The following is a 19,945-nucleotide window of genomic DNA, read 5'->3' as shown; positions in this document are numbered from 1 at the left end:
TGCCGTGCCCGCTGCTCCTCCTGACGGCCCCATTCCGGCGGTCCCCCGCAGTGGCATACATCCCGTCCGGCTGGGTACGGAACACGCGAAACCACATCAGCCGGCAGGCAGCAGAAGGCGTCCCCTCCTGCCCGCCGGCGTCAATTTCGACGCCAGGAAAGTGGACCTGTGGGCAGGAGATCTTCGGAGCAGTGGGCGCGGCAGCCGGACCGGCCGGACAAAGTGGCGGTGGATGTCCTGGTGCCCACGTGCAACCGGCCGGCGGAGCTGGCCGTCACCCTTGCGGGACTGGCAGCGCAGCAGGAACCCGCGTTCGCCGTCGTCATCAGCGACCAGTCAGCGGGGCAGCCCGCGTGGGAACATCCGGCACCCGCAGCGATGGTGCGGGTGCTGGAGGCGCAGGGCCGGACCGTGACGCTGCTGCGCCACCTTCCACGGCGGGGACTGGCCGAACACCGGCAGTTCCTGCTGGACCAGTCCACCGCGGAGCAGTGCCTGTTCCTGGACGACGACGTTTGGCTGGAACCCGGCGCCCTGGAACGGCTGAGCCAGGCCCTCGCCGAGCTGCAATGCGGGTTTGTGGGCATGGCCCCGCAGGGGTTGTCCTTCCTGGACGATCCCCGGCCTGAACAAACAGCGGCCTTCTCAGCCTGGGAGGGCCCGGTGGCGCCGGAGCGCATCCGCCCGGGCAGCCCGGAATTCGAGCGCTGGCCGCTGCACAACGCCGCGAACCTCAGCCATCTCAGTGCCGAACTGGCCCTGCAGCCTGGCGACTGGGTGCCCTACCGCGTGGCGTGGCTGGGCGGCTGCGTGCTGTACCGCAGGGAGGCGTTGAACGACGCCGGCGGGTTCCGTTTTTGGACCAGCCTTCCGGCAGACCATGCCGGCGAGGACGTCGTGGCCCAGTGGCAGGTGATGGAACGGTACGGCGGGGCCGGAATCCTGCCGTCCGGCGCGGTCCACCTTGAAGCGCCCACCACCGTGACGGACCGGCGGGTGGAGGCGCACGACGTCGTCCTCAGGCAGGACTCCGCCGGGGCGCCCTAGTAGGCGTAAGGGCCTCAGGCTCCGCTCCCGGCTGCTCCCCACAGGGGGTACGCCACATACGCGAAACGGTCTGAAGCCGGCGACCAGCTGTTGACGTTCAGGGTGCCTTGGCCGCCGAAGACCGGCCAGGTGTGGAGCGGGGTGGTCCAGTCCGTGGTGGAGACGAGGACGACGTCGACCGGCAGGTCTGCCGGGTGGCCTTGCGTTCCGGCGGGGAAGCGGATGTAGCCGGCCAGGCGGCCGTCCGGGGAGAGGTGCGGGAACCAGTCCACGGAGGCGCTGTCCACCAGCCGCTCGAACTGGCTTCCGTCGGTCCGGACGCGGGCGAGTTGGGCATGGCCGGGGAGGGTGGTGAAGGATTCCGTATTGAGGTACAGCCAGTCGCCGCCGGGCGAGTACTCGGGCCCGTCGCAGTGCCCGGGCCCGACGTCGACCCTGGCGGCAGCACCGCCGTCGGACTTTATGGTCATCAGGCGCCCCGGCCGTGTGAAGTCGCCGCCCTCAATCCCTACATATGCGAGCTCCGTGCCGTCGGGACTGACGCCATGCAGGAAATGGAAGGACCCGTCGTCGTCCGTGATCCTGGTGGCCTGTCCGCCCGCCAGGGGCGCCCGGTAGATGTGTCCGTCCTCCCCGGACAGGAAGATGGTGTCGCCGTCCGGGGCCAGGACATGGTCGTTATTGAGCGCCGGGAGGCCCGTCAGCCGGATCCCGGCAAGGGATCCGTCCGCCAGGTCCAGTTTCCACAGGAGGCCGTCGCCGTTCAGGATCAGTGCGCGGCCATCGAGCGTCCAGTTAGGTGCCTCCAGGAGCATATTCCCGGTGGCGTATGCCAGTTCGAGCCCGCCGCCGGCCGAGGCAATCCAGACCTCGCACTGCTGGCCCGGCTGCAGGGCACGCATGGCGTGGATCAGTCCTTGCTGCTGAAGGCGGCGTCGAAGCTGGTTTGGGAGGCTGGGAAATCGTACTTCTTGAGCGCTGCCAGTGCTTCGGGGGCCCCGTGGAGGCGGTCCATGCCGGCGTCTTCCCATTCGATGCTGATGGGGCCGGTGTAGCCAATGGCGGCGAGGGCGCGGAACGAGGCTTCCCAGGGGACGTCGCCGCGGCCGGCGGAGACGAAGTCCCAGCCACGGCGGGGGTCGCCCCAGGGCAGGTGGGAACCCAGGACGGTGTTGCGGCCGGTTTGGCGGATCTTGGTGTCCTTGCAGTCCACGTGGTAGACCCGGTCCTTGAAATCCCAGATGAAGGAGACGGGGTCAATGCCCTGCCACATCATGTGGGAGGGGTCCCAGTTCAGGCCGAACGCTTCGCGGTGGCCGATGGCTTCAAGGGTGCGGACGGTGGTCCAGTAGTCGTAGGCGATTTCGGAGGGGTGGACTTCGTGGGCGAACCGGACCCCGCATTCGTCAAAGACGTCCAGGATGGGGTTCCAGCGGTCGGCGAAGTCCTGGTAGCCGGCGTCGATGACTTTTTCCGGGACGGGCGGGAACATGGCGACGTACTGCCAGATGGAGGAGCCGGTGAACCCGACGACGGTGTCCACGCCGAGGGCTTTGGCGAGCCGGGCGGTGTGCTTCATTTCCTCGGCGGCGCGCTGGCGGACGCCTTCGGGGTCGCCGTCGCCCCAGACCTTGGACCCGACGATGGCCTGGTGGCGGAAGTCGATGGGGTCATCGCAGACGGCCTGGCCCTTGAGGTGGTTGGAGATGGCCCAGACCTTGAGGTTGTACTTGTCCAGGATTGCCAGTTTGGACTCGACGTAGCCCGGTTCATCCCAGCGCCAGGCGTCCAGGTGGTCTCCGGAGACGGCGATTTCCAGGCCGTCGTAGCCCCAGCCGGAAGCAAGCTTCGCGACTTCTTCGAAGGGCAGGTCGGCCCACTGGCCGGTGAACAGGGTGAACGGGCGGGGCATTCGGGGCTCCTTGGCTTAAAGCTGGACTGGCGGGCGCTGCCGGGTCAGGCGTTAGTGGCGGACGACGGTGAGGGTGCTTTTGTTGGCGGCGGATTCCTCCACAGCGTTCAGGATGTGCTGGACGTTCAGTCCTTCTTCGAACGACGGCGAGGGCTGGGTTCCGTCCTTGATGGCGGTGAGGAAGTCGCGGATTTGGTGGGTGAAGGTGTGTTCCCAGCCGATGATGTGGCCCTGCGGCCACCAGGCTTCCAGGTAGGGGTGGCTGGGTTCGTTGACCAGGATTCGGCGGAAGCCCTGTTCCCGAACCGGGGCGGTGGCGTCCAGGAAGCCGAGTTCGTTGAGGTTTTCCAGGTCGAACAGGAGGCTGCCCTTGTCCCCATAGATCTCGATCTGGAGGCTGTTTTTCCGTCCCGTGGCCACCCGGGAGACCTCCACTGAGGCGATGGCCCCGGAGGTGAGGGACAGCGTGGCCCAGGCGGCGTCGTCGACCGTGACGTCCTCGGTGCCGTTCTTGCCGGGGCGCTGGTCCACGAAAGTGTTGAGCCGCCCGGACACCTCGGTGACCTGGTCGCCGAGGAGGAACAGGACCTGGTCGATTGCGTGGGAGGCGATGTCGCCCAGGGCACCGGACCCGGCGGTTTCCTTCCGCAGCCGCCAGGTCATGGGTGCCTGGGCGTCCGCGAGCCAGTCCTGCAGGTACGCGGCCCGGACGTGCCGGACGGTGCCCAGCCGGCCTTCGGCGATCAGTTCCTTCGCGAGGGCCAGGGCCGGGACGCGGCGGTAGTTGAACCCGATCATCGACTGCACGCCCCGGGCCCTGGCTTTGGCTGCGGCGGCGGTCATGAGTTCGGCTTCGGCCAGGGTGTTGGCCAGGGGTTTTTCCACCAGGACGTGCTTGCCTGCCTCCAGCGCGGCGATGGCGATCTCCGCGTGCATCCAGCCCGGGGCGCAGATGTCCACGACGTCGATGTCATCCCGGGTGATCACCGTCCGCCAGTCCGTTGCCGATTCGGCCCAGCCATACCTTTCCGCGGCCTCCGCGACCGCGGTAGCGTCCCGGCCCACGAGGACTTTCTGCTCGAAGGCCGGGACGTCGAAGAAGCTGGCCACATTCCGCCACGCATTCGAGTGGGCCTTGCCCATGAAGGCATAACCGATGGCTGCCACGCCCAGCGGGCGCGAAGCCGGTCGGGAGGCCGGGGGTTCGGAGGGGTGTGCGGGTGCGGTCATGGTGCGTTCCTGCGTGCTTCCTGCTGGCTGGACTACGTGCTGGATTACTTGCTGGATCAGAGCGTGGCGGTTTCCGGCGCCCAGTCCTCGGGGAGGGCGGGGGATGCCGGGGCTGAACTTTCAACGTTCACGAACGTGCCGGAATCGACGGACTCCGAGATCGAGACCATCGTGTCCAGGACGTGGTACGCCAGTTCACCCGTGGCACGGTGCTTCACACCGGCGCGGAGAGAGCGGGCCATGTCCAGGACGCCCATGCCGCGGCCGTTGGCGGGCCCGGTGGCGGGAACCGTGGTCCAGTCCTCGTCGCCGGCACGCCAGAGCTTGATGTCTCCGGTGAAGTAGTTGGGGTCCGGCAGCGAAATGGTGGCTTCCGTTCCGGTGATCTCCACGAAACCCATCCGGGTCCGGGGGGATTCGAAGGAGAAGACGCTGTGCGAGGAGGCGCCGGATTCGAACTGCGCCATGGCGGAGACGTGGGTGGGCACCTCGACGGTGAACTCCTCGCCCGCCTTGGGTCCCGAACCGATCACGCGCACGTCCTTGGCCTTGGAACCGACGGCGGCCACCTTGCGGATGGAGCCGAAGGCCTGGACCAGGGCGGTCAGATAGTAGGGGCCCATGTCGAACAGCGGGCCGGCGCCGTGCTGGAAGAGGAAGGCCGGGTTCGGATGCCACGACTCCGGGCCGGGGGTCTGGAACGTGGTCATTGCGGTCAGCGGCGTGCCGATGTCGCCGCGCTGGATCAGGCGCAGCGCCGTTTGGATACCGGCGCCGAGGAAGGTGTCCGGCGCGCAGCCCAGCCTGATGCCGGCGGAGTCGGCGGTCTTGAGCAGGCCAAGGCCGGATTCGCGGTCCAGGGAGAACGGCTTCTCCGTCCAGACGTGCTTGCCCGCGTTGACGGCTGCGGTGGCCACCTCCACGTGGGCTGCGGGGATGGTGAGGTTGACGATGATTTCGACGTCGGGGTGGTTCAGGGCCTTGTCCACGCCTCCCCACTCAGGGATGCCGTACTCCTTGGCGCGGGCTTCGGCGGCGTCCTCGAAGAGGTCGGCGATGACATGGACCTTGAGGTCCGGGAACGCCGTGAGGTTGTCCAGGTATTGCTTGCTGATCACACCGGCGCCGATGACGCCGACTCCCACCGGGCCGCTGCGGGCCGGCGTGCCTGCGGGGGTGCTCATGCGTTGGCTCCTTCGGCTGCGGTGTTGCTCTCCAGGAAGGCAAGGCTCTGGGCGATGCCCTCGAAGATGTCGCCGTCGTAGTCGTCAAACTCCACCACGCCTACCTCGAGGGACTGCGCGGCGGCGATGACGTCCATGACCGGGACCTTGCCCTGGCCGGCCGGACGCTGGGCCTTGTTGTCCTTGTTCAGCGGGCCATCCTTGATGTGGATGAACTTCACGCGGCCACCGAGCTTGGTGAGGATGTCGATCGGGTCCTGGCCGCCGACGGCCACCCAGTAGGTGTCCACTTCGAGGACCAGTTCCGGGTCCAGCAGGGACTCGAAGTACTCCAGGGCGGTGCGGCCCTCGATGGTGGACTCCAGCTCCCAGGCGTGGTTGTGGTAGCCAACCCGGATGCCGTACCCGGCGCCCTTCTTCGCCGCGGCGTTGAGCTTGGCGGCGGTCGCCTGGATGTCCTCCGCCTTCTGCCAGTGCTCGGCGGGCAGGAACGGATCGATGACCGTGGTGATGCCCAGTTCCTTCGCGGCGGCGAAGATTTCGTCCTGGTCCTGGCTCATCAGGGGCGCGTGGCCGGACGGCGCGGTGAGGCCGTTTTCCTTCAGGGCGGCGCCGAGTTCCTTGGCAGTGGCCACGAAGTTGTAGGGCTCAACCTGGGTGTAGCCGATTTCGGCGACTTTCCGGATAGTGCCCGGGAGGTCCTCCGCGATCGCGTTGCGCAGGGTGTAGAGCTGAAGTGAGTAGGACATGGGTTTCCTTAGCGTTCTGTTGTGAATCGAAGTGGACTGGGGTCAGCGGCCGGCGAGCGAGCCGCCGATGCCGCCGACGCTGAAGTATTTGTTCAGCGTGGCGAAGACGATGACGGGCGGGAGCATCATGACCACGGCCAGGGCCATGACGGATGTCCAGTCCGTGGCGTTCTGCTGGAAGAAGGACTGCACGCCCATGGGAAGGGTGAAGATTTCGTTCGAGCGCAGGAACACAATGGCTACGAGGTAGTCGTTCCAGGCCAGGAGGAAGGCGAAGATCGCGGTGGAGAGAACGCCGGGAAGGGAGTTCCGGAGGACCACCTTGGTGAACGAGCCGAACACGGAGCACCCGTCGATCCAGGATGCTTCCTCGAGGCTGATGGGGATGGAGTCGAAGTAGGCGGCCATCATCCAGGTGGCCACGGTCATGGTGGAACCGACGTAGATGATGGTCAGGCCCAGGAGGTTGTCCACCAGGCCCATGCCGGCGAACAGGATGAACAGCGGCACCACGGAAGTGATGATGGGCAGCGACTGCATGACGAACAGCAGCAGCGAGTACCCGGACACCGCCTTGCTGCGGCCGCGGGAGAGGACGTAGCCGGCAGGGGCGGCAACAGCCACGGAGACCACCACGGTGGACAGGGTGGTGACCAGGCTGTTCTTCAGCCAGGTGGCGGCCAGGGTCTTGGAGAAGACGTTGCCGAGGTTCTCGAACGTCAGGCCGGTCGCAGTGCTGTTGGGTCCGGGTGTGAAGGCCAGCAGCACGGTGACCATGATGGGCACCAGCACGATCCCCGTGATGATGAGGATTGCGGCGAAGCGCCACCAGCGGCCGCGCTGGCCCGCTTCGGAGAGGACCCTGCGCCGCTTGCCGGCGTCGATGCCGAGCGCGGGGCCGGATTCGGGATGGGCGTGGAGGACTGCGCTCATTATTCGACGCTCGACTTTCGGATCTGGCGGTACAGGATGACCGAGATGACCACCAGGGTCATCGTCATGAGGAAGGCGATGGCCACGCCGGGGCCGGTGGCGAAGTCCTGGAACACGGTCCGGTAGGCCAGGACCACCAGGGAGGTGGTGGCGTTGACCGGTCCGCCGCCGGTGAGCAGGTAGATGGTGGGAAAGTCGTTGACGCAGAAGATGGTCATCAGGATCCAGCTGATGTACGTGGAGCGGGCGATCAACGGCAGGGTGATCTGGGTGAACTGCTGCCAGCGGCTGGCGCCATCCATGCTGGCTGCCTCATAAACGGTGGTGTCCACCGAAGCCAGGGCGGCCGAGATCATCATCATCATGAACGGGAAGCTGACCCAGACCTTGAACACCATCACGGTGATGGAGGCCAGGGTGGGATCGGCCAGAAAGAGTGGCGTGCCCATGCCCAGGTTCCGGAACAGCGACGGGATCAGGCTGTCCGGGGTGGCCACCAGCCAGTTCCAGGCAGTGGAGGACACCACGATGGGCACCACCCAGGGCAGGAGCAGCAGGACCTTGAAAGTGCCGCCGCCGGGGATCTTGGTGCGCAGGAGCAGGGCCAGGCCCAGCCCCACCAGCCAGGACCCGAAGACGCCCACGATGGTGAACCACAGCGTGAACTGGGCAGCTTTCCAGAACGCCGGCGAGGTCAGGACGGTGGCGAAGTTCTGGCCCGCCACGAAGTTGCCGGTCTGGAGCAGGTCTCCGTCGTGCGTCGCCTGGATGGCGGCGTAGATCAGCGGGTAGCCGTGGATCAGGACAAGGAGGACCACGGAGGGGAGCAGGAGCCAGAAGAACGTCCTGGTGGCCTGCGCGGAGAGCTTGCTCTTGCGTTTTCCGGGGACGGCCCCGGACCCGCCGGGGGCAAGCCCGCGGCGGGCCCGGCTTAGGCCGGACTGGGTGGTGGTGCTGGACATGGGCGCTCGGTCCTACTTCTTCAGGACCGACTCGAGGCCGGACTGGAAGGTCTGCAGGGCAGTCTTGGCGTCGGCCTTGCCGGTGATGATGGTCTGGCTGAACTGGTTCAGTGCCTGGCCGCCGTCAAGGGCCGCCAGGTTCGCATTGAGCCGGCTGCCCTGGGCGGCGAAGGTCTTGGCAATAGGCTGCCAGTCCTTGACGATCTTGACGTTGTTGGGGTCGTTGGCGAACTCGGGGATCTCCGTGATCGACTTGAAGACCGGCAGGGCGGACATCAGCTTCTTCTGCCACAGCTGCTTGAGCTGGCCCAGATAGTACACCAGGAACTCCTCCGAGGCTTCCTGCGACGGGGTGTTGGTGTACATCATGATGTTGTTCGGGAAGACGATGGTGGCCTTGTCCCCGTGCGGGCCCTTGATGGGGTCAGCCACCAGCAGGTCGCCGGAGGTGTCGCCCACGCGCTGCGGGACGTTCACCTGGAACAGGCCGTAGCCGGCCTTGCCGTCTTTCCACTGGGCGGACATATTGTCCGTGGTGTAGCTGACCGCGGCCGGGTCGACGATGCCGTTGGAGACGAGCTCCAGGACGAATTCCATGGCCTCGACGTTGCGGTCATTCATCAGGTCCAGCTCGCCGTCCTTGTTCCAGACGCCGCCGCCGTTGTTGACCATCATCATGATCATGGAGTGGTTGGCGTAGTTGTTCCCTGCGCCTGCGCCGGTGGTGAAGCCGAACGCGCCCACCTTCTTCAGTGCCTTGCCTGCTTCCAGCAGAGACGGCCAGTCCGTGGGCAGCGCAACGTTGGCTTTCTCGAACAGGGACTTGCGGTACCAGAAGACGCGCATGTCCAGCTGCCACGGGACCGCCACGTAGCCCTTGTCCGACTTGAAGGGGTCCAGCACGCCGGGCAGGAAGTCATCGAACTGGCCGTTGGCCTTCAGCTTCTCGATCACCTTGTCCGCGTAGGCGATCTGGCCCTGCTGCTCGAACTGGAACGCCTGGAAGCCGCCGCCCGTGGACACAGCCGGGCCCGTCTTGGAGGCAATCGCGGAGGAGAAGGTCTGGTAGAAGTTGTTCCACTGGATGATCTGGTAGCTCGCCTTGGCGCCATTGGCACCGGAGAAACCTTCCGCGATGCCCTTGGCGGCATCGTTGTAGGCCGGTGTTGCCCAGGGCATGTCCCAGAACTTCACGGTGCCGCCGGCCCCGCCCCCGCCGCCTCCCTGCGATGCCGAGCCGCCGCCGCAGGCGGCGAGCAGGGGTACGGAGGCTGCGGCAGCCGTCAGGCCCAGGAAGCCGCGCCGGGAAAAGGAACGGCGCTGTTCGGGAGTTGCGTTCATGATGTGTCCTTTCGGGACCGTCTTGCGCTGTGCGCCGTTGGTGCGGTCCTGCTCATCGTTGAGAGTGGAGGTGGGACTGGACTGCTGGTTCGGTTGCGTATCGGTGGGCTGGTTACGTGGCAGCGAGGGTTGCGTAGAGGTCGGTCAGCCGGGCAAACCCGGCCAGGTCGTCCGGCAGCGTGCCGGCGCTGAGATGGGTCTTCAGCCGCCGCCACGCCGCCCGGTGGGCGGATTCGTACAGGGTGGGAAGCAAAAGTTGGCCGTGGGCCCCGGTGACCCTGACTTCGGCGGGCCACGCGGCGTCCGGATCCGGGACCTGGACGTCCACGCCGCCGTCGGCCGTGTAGAGGTGGATCCCGACGCCGGCCGGGCGGGCTGCGGTGAGTACGCCCTGGGCGGTGAACGGTGCGCCGTTGGCCAGCAGGCCGGTGGCGGTGTACCCGGTGGTGCCGCTGCGGAGGACCCTGACGCCGTGGAGCTGTCCGCTGACGGCGAGCACGGCGGCGAGGTGCCGGGCCAGGAGCCGCTGCACGTCCGTGCCCGGGGCTGCCGTGGCAATACTGTCCAGCAACGATGCCGTGCCCGCGGCGCTGCGAACAGCGTCGCGGGCGTCAGGGTCGCCGCTTCCGCTAACCAACGCGGGGTTGGAAGCCCAGTGGAGATCGAGGACGACGGCGGCACCGGCTGCCCGGGCAGCGTCCGCCAACTGCGTGGTTTCCTCGGGGACGGGATCCACCACCAGGATGCCGCGCGGCCCGGCGTCGATGGCCCGGGCGGCTTCCGTGGTCCAGCCCGCTTCGCCGGCGATCACCGCAACGTCAGCCGCCCGGTCCTCCGTCGCGGGGCCGAAGGTCGCCGGCAGGGAGGCAACTGCGAGGGCTACCGCGCCTGCTTCTTCGGCCTGCGGCGTTGCTGTCACTGTGTATGCGCTCATGCGGTGGCTCCTGCCGTTTCCGTGGCGGCCGCGTGTCCTGTTGCAACGTCCTGCACCGTGGCCGCGGAGATGGCCAGGGCGAAGGTGAGGTCGTCGATCAGGGCCTGGGCGGAGGGGGCCGGGCGCGTGCCGCGGGCCAGTTCAGCCAGTTCACGCCACTCGCCTTCGTAGCCGTTGTGGCCGTACGGACCGAAGGTGCTGGTTTCGCTGACCCGGGAGAACGTGGCGACGGCGGAGCCGGCCTGGACGTAGGACGGCGTGAAGTCGATCCGCAGCGCGGAGTCGTCACCGATGGCCTCGAAGGTCCACTCGGGCTTCCAGGTGCTGTTCATGACGGCACGCAGTTCGATGACGCGGGTGGGGGTCCTGAGTGAGACGGCGTAACCGAACGGCCGGACGTGCCGCGCCTGGAGCACCTCGATCTCATCGAAGTCCGGGGTGAAGCGCCGCACCAGGGGCAGGTCGTGGATGGCCAGGCCCATGATGCCGCCCTGCATCATGGCCTTGATGACCTCGACGTCCGAATAATCGGGCGTGCCGGTGGTGGGGCGGGTAATGATCTCGGTGGCGAAGTCTTCGAATCGGGCGTTCGGCGGGAGGACGATGGATGAACGGATGGTGTGCGCCTGTGCGGGAAGATCGCCCCAGTTCTGTTCCGCCGCGAGCCAGCCGGGGTCGAATGTATGCATGGCCCCCACCACGATCGGGACCCCCGTCGCGGCGCTGACTTCGGCGATCCTGGCTGCCTCGTCACCGTTCATGGCGAAGGGCTTCTCGCAGAGCACGGCTTTCTTGCCGGCCCGGCACGCGGCAATGACCTGGTCCGCGTGGAACTGGTGGGGGCTGCAGATCGCCACGATCTCCACGCCTGGATCACCCAGCAGGGCCTCCAGGCTGGTGCTGGATGCAGCCCCGACCCGGGCCGCCACCGAAGAGGCCACGGCCGGGTCCACGTCCATGATGTGCCGTACTTCCAGGGTGTCCCGGAGCCGTGCCAGTGCCGGGAGGTGGATGGCCTGGGTGACGGGCCCGGCGCCGAGGATGCCGACGCCCAGGGGCCGGTCTGCTGGCGCTGCGATGTGGGACAAGTTCAACTACCTCTTTGTAAGCGGACTCTGGAGTACCGGAGGGATCAGTGCGGCGGATGGTTGCCATCGGAACCGCAAATGTGCCTTGAGTCACAACGTAGAACTACTTTTGACGCGCGTCAAGCAAAAGTTGTTTGTTGCGCGTCATTCTTCTGGCGTGGTGACAGCAGTAAGTAACAGTGTTATGACTTAGACATGACTTCACCGACGGGCAGGCAGGCCGGAAAAGACTCCGATGTCGGCAGCCTGTCGCGTGCCGGGGACCTGTTCCAGCTGCTCCGCGACGGCAGGGCCCGCACCCGCGCCGAACTTGCCCTGAGCACGGGGCTGGCCCGCTCCACGGTGGCCTCCCGGATCGATGCGCTCATGCTGTCCGGCCTGGTGGGCCCGGCAGGGGAAGCCCTCTCCAGCGGCGGCAGGCCGCCGTCGCGCTTTGCCTTTAACCCCGCAGCGCGCCTGGTGCTGGCCGTGGACGTGGGGGCCACTCACGTCATCGTCGCGGTCACCGACCTCGGCGGGAAGATCCTAGCCGAACACCGGCTCGAGCAGCAGGTGGCCGACGGTCCGGAGGCCGTGCTGGACCAGGTGGTGGCCCAGGGCAAGGAGCTCCTCGCTTCGGCGGGACGCAGCGTCGCAGAACTTGCTGGAATCGGCATCGGACTGCCCGGCCCCGTGGAACATGACACCGGCAAACCGGTGAAGCCGCCCATCATGCCGGGCTGGGACGGGTTCGACGTGGTCAGCTACGTCCAGCGGTCCCTGCCCGTCCACGTGCTGGTGGACAACGACGTGAACATCATGGCCTTGGGGGAGCAGTCCGCACACTGGCCGGAGCACAACAACTTTTTCTTCGTCAAGGTGGCCACCGGCATCGGCTCCGGCATCATCAGCAACGGCGAGCTGCAACGCGGTGCCAACGGCACGGCGGGCGACCTGGGGCACGTGCAGGTGGCCCGGGGCGCGGATGTCCTCTGCGCCTGTGGAAACTACGGGTGCCTGGAGGCACTCGCGTCAGGTCCCGCCGTCGCGCGTTCCTTGCGGGAGCACGGACTGGACGTCGGGAGGGGCGCGGACGTGATCCGGCTCGCCGCAGACGGCAACCTGCAGGCCATCCAGGCGCTGCGCCAGGCAGGCCGGGACATCGGTGAGGTCCTGGCCACCGTGGTCAACCTGCTCAATCCGTCCGTGATTGTGGTGGGCGGCAGCTTTGGTGAGACGGGGGAGCACGTGGTGGCCGGCATCCGCGAAGTGGTGTACCGGCGCTCGCCCCCGCTGGCCACCTCACACCTGCGCATCAGCGTCTCCCGCGCCGGAAGCCAGGCTGGCGTGCTGGGGGCAAGCCAGCTGGTCACCCAGTACGTGCTCTCGCCCGCCATCATCGAAGCCACCCTGGCCGGCGCCGTCGCCGGGTGACGCCGGAGGATCCCCGGCGCCACCTGGCGGTCAGCCTTACGCCTCCGCTTCGGGCTCCGGGGCCTCAGTCAGGAGCAGCGCGGTTCCGCCATAGGCGGGCAGCTCCAGGAAGAAGCTGTGCAGGTCATCCACCTGCCCCACGGTTTCGCCGCTGAACAGGTCCTGGACATTGGCGCCGGACGGCAGTTCGTTGGACTGGATGCTGCCGGCGATGTCCTGCCCGGAGAAGTTCAGCGCGGTGACCTGCAGGGCCCCGTCCTTCAGCCGGTTGACCAGCACCAGCGCGGCGCGGTTGGAGACCTCGGGGACGTCCAGCAGGGTGCCCGTGGCGATGCCGTTTTCTTCCCGGACGGCGAGGATCCGCTGGAGGCGGCGGGCGAAGGAGTCCTGGTCCTGCAACTGGTCCGGCAGGGATCCGTACAGGCTGCGGGCCCGCGGCATCCCGGCCGAGGAGTTGGTGGCGTCCGGGCTGGTCCCCATGAGGTCGTGCGCGCCCCGGTTGATCCAGCGCGTATCGCCCTGCGACGTGAGTTCGCGGACGCTGCTGCGGTCCAGGGCCATGATGCCGGTCAGGTCCCAGCCGGAAAGGGCAAAGACGCCGGGCTGGAGCGCGTTGTACATGGCCAGCAGCAGGTGGACGTCCCGGATCTGCGCCTCCTGCTCCGCGGTTACTGTGGCCGGGTCCTTGATTCCCAGGGCCGCCATGATGAAGCTGACGGTAGTGCAGGCAATGCCGTTGGTGGTGAACACGGCGTTGTACGGCGCATTCTCCCCGGTGAGCTGGTCCCGCAGGGTCTGCTGCACATTCTCGGCCAGCTGGGCGCCGGTGAGTTCCTCACCGTTGAGCTCGAACATCTCGTCCCGGTGTCCGGCAGCGAAGTGCAGCAGCTCGTAGGTGAGTTCGTCATGGTTCTGGAGTGCGTGCACCAGTGAGGCCTGGTCCACCCCGATTTCCATGGACAGCCGGAGGGTCAGCCGCAGGAACTCGGTATCGGCCGTGACCAGGGCGTAGTGGTACGCCGGCCGGGTGATGAAGTCGTAGGAAAGGTCCGGGCCGGACTCCGACGTTGCCTTGATGTCGTCAATGGTCAGGTTCAGCTCCTGGAAGGAGAACCCGCCCACCTTGCGGATCATGGAGCCGATGAGCTGGTTGGCGGCCTCGGACAGCGGATGCCCCTCGGACCAGCCGGGCTGCTCCTCGGCGCTCTTCTCGACGCCCAGGAAGCCGTTGGCATCAAGGCGGAGCGCCCCCGTGCCCAGGTCCACCAGCGAGTGCAGGGCATCGCCCACCACCAGGCGCATGCCGGCGAACGTGGGGTCAAGCCAGTTGATGGAGGGCTGGCCGGCCTTGAAGTAGTGCAGGTAGACCCAGCGGCGGGTCTTTCCGGTGGTGTCCACGATGGGCCGCGTAGCGCTCCAGTTGGTCTCCTTGACTCCGGGCTCGTAGAAGATGACCCGCTGCAGGCGGCCGATGATGTAGCCGGCTTTCTGCAGGGCCTGCTCGGAGTCGGGGCTGAGGTTGACCGAGTCCGCCCCCTCCGGGACGTCCGGGAGCAGGTTCCAGTCCTCTTCCGGGATGTCCACCATGTGGTAGATCCCCGGGTAGTCCCGGAAGTTCATCTCGGCCAGGCGGAAGTCCGCGCCCTTGCCGGTGTGGCCGGGGACGATGTCATCGATCACCGTGCCCTCGTGCTCAGCCGCGACCTCGCACATGCTGCGGAACTCTTCTTCGGTGCCGAAGACCGGATCGATCGCCATGCTGATGCGGTCAAAGTGGCCGTCAACGCTGGGCGTGTGGGACCAGCCGCTGATGCCGCCGGCGAGCTTCACCGGTCCGGTGTGGATCCCGCGGATTCCGATTTCGCGGAAAGCCTTCCACATTTCGGGGTCGCCCAGGGCGGAGAGGAAGGACTGCCCGGTCCGGGTGATGAAGGACAGCGGGTAGGCGGTGAACCATACGGAGGCGCGTTCGACGGCGGCCCGCGGGTTGGGATGGGCATACGAGTTCTGCCACATGCTGGCCTGGCCGGACAGCTGCCGTGCCAGCGTATTCGCATCCCCGAGCATGGCCTGGTTGCGCAGCCACTCCACATACGCGGCGTTCCGTCCGTCGAATTCGAAGGACGGCCTGCTGCCCACGAACTGCCGCCGGCGCGCGATGGGCCGCAGCGCCTTGGGCCGGGCAGCGAAGAACTGCTCGTCGAAAGTAACCTCCAGGTCCGGTGACGGCTCCGCAGCGCCCTCTTCCACTTCCGCATTGCCCGCGGCGGCTGCATCCGCTTCTGAAGTACGCTCGCTGGTGCCCGGCTCCCGCATAAGCTCCTCTTTCCGTTGCTCGTTTCAGTGCTGGCATGGATGCCCCAAGACCCCTTGCCCAAGGTCAGGTACCCAAGCGAGCAGGGAGTATTCGGTGTTCCCCCTCCCGATGCTACTGCGCAGCCGAGCCTGCGGAAGGGACACCGGCGCGCCGCTCCTCCCTAAACCCGCGAAACCCCCTGTTTTACCCGTTTCCCCCACCAACGCCTCAAAGGGGTCGTATTCTTAGAGCAAAGGTTTTGCAGTGGGCCGAAGCGCTGATAGCAGGGCTGGAGCATGGCCGCTGATCCCACGGGGCAGGTTGGCTGGGGACCGCTTCCAGTTACCCCGGAGCCGGTATTCGACAGCAAAGACGTCGAAGACTACCTCTGGGAAGTCACCCGCGACTTCATGACGGGTATCAAAGGTGAGCGCCGCGGCCTCGGCTGGGCGGCCACCCTCTTTCGCCTGGGCAAAGCACGTACCCTCGCGGCCAGCACGGAGCAGGCGCGCGAGGCCGACCGCGAACAATGCTCGTTTGCCGACGGGCCGGTCATGGAAGCCGTGCGCACCGGGGAATTCGTCCTGCTGTCCGACCTGGGCCGGGACCGGCGCTGGCCCGGTTATTCCAGCGCCGCCGCCGGCCATGGCGTGCAGTCCCTGCTTTCCGTCCCCATCCTTACCGAAGGCGCCACGAGCGCTGCCATCACCCTGTACGCAGCGGCCCCGCATTCCTTCACCAGCGATGACCTGGTGCAGAGCCAAAGCTATGCACACCAGGTTTCGCGGGCCCTGCGCGTCGTCGTCCGCACGGCGGAGCGGGCGGAGGCAACGGCCGGTCTCGCCGTCGTCCAAAGCTCCCTGATCCTGGTGGACCTGGCGGTGCGCAGCCTCATGAACGAATACGGACTCACCCGCGAGGGTGCACTGCGGTTCCTGCAGACGCAGGCGGTGCACCACGAAGTGGACTTGCGGGACGCGGCACTGAACGTTGTGGCCCCCGGCGGCGTGGACCGCGGGGGCGGGCAGGTTCCAGCGCGGCGGCAGGAAACGTACGACGGCGTGGCGGAGCTTCCGCGCCCGTCGGCGGCGGGGCGGGACTTTCCAACCGGAAAGTCGCCCCGGAAGGAAGCTGCGGCGGGGAAGGAACCCCCGCCGGCGGCGGAAGGGAGGACGGCATGACCATCGAGAAGCAGGAGCTGCGCTCCGTCGCCGAAGGACCGGACAGACATCCCTGGCACCGGTTCGTTGCCCTGGGGGACTCCTACACCGAAGGAATTGGCGATCCCGAGCCGAACAGCCTGGGCGGCCTCCGTGGTTGGGCTGACCGGGTGGCCGAGGAACTCGCCGACAGCCAGCCGGACTTCGCCTACGCCAACCTGGCGATCCGGGGCTTCCTTCTGCAGCAGATCCTCGACGTGCAGCTGGAGCCGGCCCTGGCACTGAAACCCGACCTGATCGCCATGTCCGGCGGCGGTAACGACATCGTGTTCCGCCACGGCGATCCGGACAAGCTGGCGGAAAAGATCGACGAAGCTGTCGGTATCCTGTCAGGCACCGATGCCACGGTGCTGCTCTACGCAGGTCCGGACTGGGGCGACACTCCTGTCTTCGGCAAGATCCGCGGACGCGTGGCGATATATAACGAGCACCTGCACAGGATCGGCGCGCGGCACCACGCCATCATGGTGGACCTGTGGTGCCTGCCGGAGCTTCAGCACGCACTGATGTGGGACCCGGACCGGCTGCACCTGTCCCCGCTGGGCCATCACTCCGTGGCCGTGGCCACCCTCAATGCCCTGGGGGTAGCGCACGCCCTCAAGCCGCTCCAGCCGCGGCCGCTTCCGGCCCATGGGTGGACACAGGCCCGGGCCGAGGACCTGGTGTGGGCGCGGCAGTACTTTGTGCCGTGGGTGCTCAAACGGCTGCTTCCCCACCACGACGGCGACGACCTGGCGGCGAAGCGGCCCCAGCCGGCGCCCGTCTTTGGCCTGGGCCGCCCGGGACCATTCCCGCCCGGGCACCCGGTGGCAGGCCGGAATCCTGGAATGGCGGGCGGCCCCGCACCGGAGGGGCAGGCAGCGTAGCCCTCTGTCCGGCGCGCCGTGTGGAACTCCTGCCCGGCGCCGGCAGGCAGTGCCGGCGTCAGGTCCTGCTGGCGTCCCTGGCCAACGCGATGAGTGCGGGGACCCCTGCCACGATGGCTGGGGCAGCCAGCAGCAACCCGTACGCGGGCTGGGTTGCTGACATTACTGCGGCAATGACAGACGCAGCGAGGGTGCCGATGAGCGCCACGGACCACGGCCTCCGGCGGTCCCTGGCGTTGAAGAACAGGAAACCCCCGAGGCCGGCTGTGGCCACGCCAAGGGCGATGACGATGCCGGAAACAATGGCCGGCCCGGGGCCCGCAGCGTCCTTGAGCTGGTCAATGAGCGCCACGGGTACTGCAAGCATCCAGCTGCCCAAAAGGAATGCGATGACGCAGGCCGCCAGGCGGCCTTTGGGCACCGGGTCCAGGGTGTGGATCTGCTCCGGCGGCAGGTCGGACTGCTGGACGTGGCGGTGGTTTGCCGCTGTATTCAGCCTCAACGCTTCCGCGGGCCCCGCTTCGCTGCCGCGTTCAGCGCCGACTTCACGGCGGGAGGCAGGACGCCCTGTTCCGTTTCGGGCTCCGCCACCGTTCCACGCGCCTTCGCGATGGCCTTCATGCCGTGGTAGATCACCAGTGCGGCAGCGGATCCCAGGGCAATGCCGGTGAACTTCAGGTCCCCGATGGTCCAGGTGTAGTCGGCGATGCCGATGATCAGGGCGACGGCGGCGGTGGTCAGGTTGACGGGGTTGGAGAAGTTCACCTTGCTCTGCACCCAGATCTTTACGCCGAGGATGCCGATCATGCCGTACAGCATGGTGGCCGCGCCGCCCAGCACGCCGGCCGGAACGGTGGCAATCAGTTCGCCGAACTTCGGCGAGAAGCTGAGGAGGATGGCGAACATGCCCGCAACCCAGTAGGCCGCCGTCGAATACACCTTGGTGGCAGCCATGACACCGATGTTCTCCGCGTAGGTGGTGGTGCCCGAGCCGCCGCCGAAGCCGGCCAGGACGGTGGCGGCGCCGTCCGCCATCAGTGCCCGTCCGGAGACGCCGTCGAGGTTCTGGCCCGTCATGGCGGCGACCGACTTCACGTGGCCGATGTTCTCCGCCACCAGCACCAAAACCACGGGGACGAACAGGCCCAGCACGCCGATATGGAACTCGGGGGTCTGGAAGTGCGGCAGGCCGATCCAGGCTGCGGCGTCCATCTTGTCGTACTTCACTTCGCCGCGGAGCATGGCCACCAGGTAGCCCACCACCACGCCTACCAGGATGCTGAGCCGGCCCAGGATTCCGCGGAACAGGACGCTGACCAGGATGATGGTGACGAGCGTGACCAGGGCGGTGATGGGGGCGGCGTCGAAGTTTTGCTTCGCGGCGGGGGCCAGGTTCAGCCCGATCAGCGCCACAATGGCGCCGGTGACGATGGGCGGCATTAGCCGGTTGATCCAGCCGGCGCCGAACTTCTGCACCACCGCACCCACCAGGGCCAGCGTGGCGCCGGCGAGGACCACGCCGCCCAGGGCTCCGGGGATCCCGAACTGCGCCTGCGAGGCGGTAATGGGAGCGATGAACGCAAAGCTTGAGCCCAGGTAGCTGGGCACCCGGCCCTTGGTGATCACCAGGAACAGCAGCGTCCCGATGCCGGAGAAGAACAGGGTGGTGGCAGGCGGCATCCCGGTGATGATGGGGACCAGGAAGGTGGCGCCGAACATGGCCACCACGTGCTGCATGCCCACGCCGATGGTCAGGGGCCACGCCAGCCGCTCATCCGGGGCCACCACCTGGCCGGGCTTGATGGTTTTGCCGGTGCCGTGCAGCTTCCATTTGATTCCGAGCATGCTCATGGGAAGGAATGCCTTTCAAGGGGGTGCCGCGAAGGGGCGAAGATCAACTCGGTCCAGAATACCGCCAAGTATTTCCCGGGGCCTGCTGTGGCCAAGGTCACCAGGCGTCACGGGAAGAGGAGGAAAGCACTTGAAGTTGCAACTATGGACAGCAACAGAGGCCACCCCGGCAGGCGGGCGGCGCAGCGAAAGGTAAGCCAATGACCATTGCCCACGAAGAAGCGGTTATCGATTCGGCAGCCGTCGACGCCATCTTTGCCCAGGCCCGCACCGCCAACTCGTTCACCGGTGAGGTGACCGAGGAGCAGGCCCAGGCCATCTACGAGCTCACCAAGTTCGGCCCCACCGCGTTCAACTCCCAGCCGCTGCGCGTCACCTACGTCCGCTCGGCCGAGGCCCGCGCCACCCTGGTGGATGCCCTGTCCCGCGGCAACCAGGCCAAGACGGCCTCCGCCCCGCTCGTGGCCATCCTCAGCTACGACACCGACTGGGCAGGAAAGTGGGACAACTTCCTCCCCGGCTACAACGCCCCCAAGGCCATGTACGACGCCGATCCGGCCCTGGCCGCCGCCACGGGCAACAACAACGCCCACCTGCAGGCCGGTTACTTCATCCTGGCCGTCCGCTCGCTCGGCTTCGCCGCCGGCCCCATGACGGGCGCAGACTTCGCCGCGATCGACGCCGCCTTTTTCCCGGCCGGCGACCAGAAGAGCTTCCTGGTGGTCAACATCGGCCAGCCCGGTGAGGAAGCCTGGGGCGAGGCAAAGCCCAAGTTCTCCTACGGCGAGGCCGTCCGCACCGTCTAACCCTCCCCGACGCGCCATCACGTCCTGCCCCCCTTTTCCCCAACGCCCCATCACCTACTGATGGGGCGTTGGGGGTTTAAGGGCGGGAGATGATGGGGCGTTTGGGTTTTAAG

Annotated in this window: 18 protein-coding genes; 5 read left to right on the top strand and 13 right to left on the bottom strand. The window is 67.2% G+C overall.

Translation table 11 applies throughout. The features are described 5' to 3' along the window. Positions 1-168: 168 nt before the first annotated feature. The gene (locus tag BACI349Y_RS19115) at positions 169-1,047 is read left to right on the top strand and encodes a glycosyltransferase (protein WP_159634589.1); all 879 of its coding nucleotides are present in this window, start codon (positions 169-171) and stop codon (positions 1,045-1,047) included. A gap of 14 nt (positions 1,048-1,061) precedes the next feature. On the opposite strand, the gene BACI349Y_RS19110 is transcribed toward BACI349Y_RS19115, so the two are convergent. The 10 genes from BACI349Y_RS19110 to BACI349Y_RS19065 all read right to left on the bottom strand — a co-directional run bounded on the left by BACI349Y_RS19110 (position 1,062) and on the right by BACI349Y_RS19065 (position 11,380). Continuing rightward, a complete protein-coding gene (locus BACI349Y_RS19110) occupies positions 1,062-1,949 on the bottom strand; it encodes a TolB family protein (protein WP_159634586.1) in 888 nt (295 codons plus the stop codon). Between the two features lie 8 nt (positions 1,950-1,957). Further along, positions 1,958-2,959: a sugar phosphate isomerase/epimerase family protein gene (locus BACI349Y_RS19105; protein WP_159634583.1), complete on the bottom strand. Its 1,002-nt coding sequence runs from the start codon at positions 2,957-2,959 to the stop codon at positions 1,958-1,960. Between the two features lie 51 nt (positions 2,960-3,010). Beyond that, a complete protein-coding gene (locus BACI349Y_RS19100) occupies positions 3,011-4,189 on the bottom strand; it encodes a Gfo/Idh/MocA family protein (RefSeq protein WP_159634580.1) in 1,179 nt (392 codons plus the stop codon). 56 nt (positions 4,190-4,245) lie between these two features. Continuing rightward, positions 4,246-5,373 carry a Gfo/Idh/MocA family protein gene (locus BACI349Y_RS19095; RefSeq protein WP_159634577.1) on the bottom strand — a complete coding sequence of 376 codons (1,128 nt, stop codon included), beginning with the start codon at positions 5,371-5,373 and terminating at the stop codon, positions 4,246-4,248. Beyond that, a complete protein-coding gene (locus BACI349Y_RS19090) occupies positions 5,370-6,122 on the bottom strand; it encodes a sugar phosphate isomerase/epimerase family protein (protein ID WP_159634574.1) in 753 nt (250 codons plus the stop codon). The genes BACI349Y_RS19095 and BACI349Y_RS19090 overlap by 4 nt, the downstream gene beginning before the upstream one ends. Before the next feature lie 42 nt (positions 6,123-6,164). Beyond that, positions 6,165-7,055 carry a carbohydrate ABC transporter permease gene (locus BACI349Y_RS19085; RefSeq protein ID WP_159634571.1) on the bottom strand — a complete coding sequence of 297 codons (891 nt, stop codon included), beginning with the start codon at positions 7,053-7,055 and terminating at the stop codon, positions 6,165-6,167. Further along, positions 7,055-8,017: a carbohydrate ABC transporter permease gene (locus tag BACI349Y_RS19080; RefSeq protein WP_159634568.1), complete on the bottom strand. Its 963-nt coding sequence runs from the start codon at positions 8,015-8,017 to the stop codon at positions 7,055-7,057. The genes BACI349Y_RS19085 and BACI349Y_RS19080 overlap by 1 nt, the downstream gene beginning before the upstream one ends. Before the next feature lie 12 nt (positions 8,018-8,029). Then, positions 8,030-9,358 (bottom strand): ABC transporter substrate-binding protein, encoded by a 1,329-nt coding sequence (locus tag BACI349Y_RS19075; protein ID WP_159634565.1) that lies wholly within the window; start codon positions 9,356-9,358, stop codon positions 8,030-8,032. 112 nt (positions 9,359-9,470) lie between these two features. Then, positions 9,471-10,292: a hypothetical protein gene (locus BACI349Y_RS19070; RefSeq protein ID WP_159634562.1), complete on the bottom strand. Its 822-nt coding sequence runs from the start codon at positions 10,290-10,292 to the stop codon at positions 9,471-9,473. Further along, entirely contained in the window at positions 10,289-11,380 is a 1,092-nt protein-coding gene (locus BACI349Y_RS19065; RefSeq protein WP_442858429.1) for a Gfo/Idh/MocA family protein, read from the bottom strand. The genes BACI349Y_RS19070 and BACI349Y_RS19065 overlap by 4 nt, the downstream gene beginning before the upstream one ends. Positions 11,381-11,575: 195 nt before the next feature. Between BACI349Y_RS19065 and BACI349Y_RS19060 the strand changes: the two genes are divergently transcribed. Continuing rightward, a complete protein-coding gene (locus BACI349Y_RS19060; RefSeq protein ID WP_159634559.1) occupies positions 11,576-12,793 on the top strand; it encodes an ROK family transcriptional regulator in 1,218 nt (405 codons plus the stop codon). A gap of 36 nt (positions 12,794-12,829) precedes the next feature. On the opposite strand, the gene treS is transcribed toward BACI349Y_RS19060, so the two are convergent. After that, positions 12,830-15,109 carry a maltose alpha-D-glucosyltransferase gene (treS, locus tag BACI349Y_RS19055; protein ID WP_159634556.1) on the bottom strand — a complete coding sequence of 760 codons (2,280 nt, stop codon included), beginning with the start codon at positions 15,107-15,109 and terminating at the stop codon, positions 12,830-12,832. A 276-nt stretch (positions 15,110-15,385) separates the two neighbouring features. On the opposite strand from treS, the gene BACI349Y_RS19050 reads away from it, so the two are divergent. Next, positions 15,386-16,270 (top strand): GAF domain-containing protein, encoded by an 885-nt coding sequence (locus BACI349Y_RS19050; RefSeq protein ID WP_159634553.1) that lies wholly within the window; start codon positions 15,386-15,388, stop codon positions 16,268-16,270. Then, a complete protein-coding gene (locus BACI349Y_RS19045; protein ID WP_159634550.1) occupies positions 16,267-17,175 on the top strand; it encodes an SGNH/GDSL hydrolase family protein in 909 nt (302 codons plus the stop codon). Before BACI349Y_RS19050 ends, BACI349Y_RS19045 begins: the two co-directional genes overlap by 4 nt. 58 nt (positions 17,176-17,233) lie before the next feature. On the opposite strand, the gene BACI349Y_RS19040 is transcribed toward BACI349Y_RS19045, so the two are convergent. Both BACI349Y_RS19040 and BACI349Y_RS19035 read right to left on the bottom strand, forming a co-directional pair. Then, on the bottom strand, positions 17,234-17,677 hold the full coding sequence (locus tag BACI349Y_RS19040) for a hypothetical protein (RefSeq protein WP_159634547.1): 444 nt from the start codon (positions 17,675-17,677) through the stop codon (positions 17,234-17,236). Then, the gene (locus BACI349Y_RS19035) at positions 17,674-19,026 is read right to left on the bottom strand and encodes a uracil-xanthine permease family protein (protein ID WP_159634544.1); all 1,353 of its coding nucleotides are present in this window, start codon (positions 19,024-19,026) and stop codon (positions 17,674-17,676) included. Before BACI349Y_RS19035 ends, BACI349Y_RS19040 begins: the two co-directional genes overlap by 4 nt. A gap of 200 nt (positions 19,027-19,226) precedes the next feature. On the opposite strand from BACI349Y_RS19035, the gene BACI349Y_RS19030 reads away from it, so the two are divergent. After that, positions 19,227-19,832 (top strand): malonic semialdehyde reductase, encoded by a 606-nt coding sequence (locus BACI349Y_RS19030; RefSeq protein WP_159634540.1) that lies wholly within the window; start codon positions 19,227-19,229, stop codon positions 19,830-19,832. Positions 19,833-19,945: the final 113 nt, after the last annotated feature.

The sequence above is a fragment of the Arthrobacter sp. 8AJ genome (assembly GCF_902506025.1).
Lineage (GTDB): Bacteria > Actinomycetota > Actinomycetes > Actinomycetales > Micrococcaceae > Arthrobacter.
Note: the sequence above shows the minus strand (reverse complement) of the source record. Positions and strands in the feature narration are given on the sequence as shown.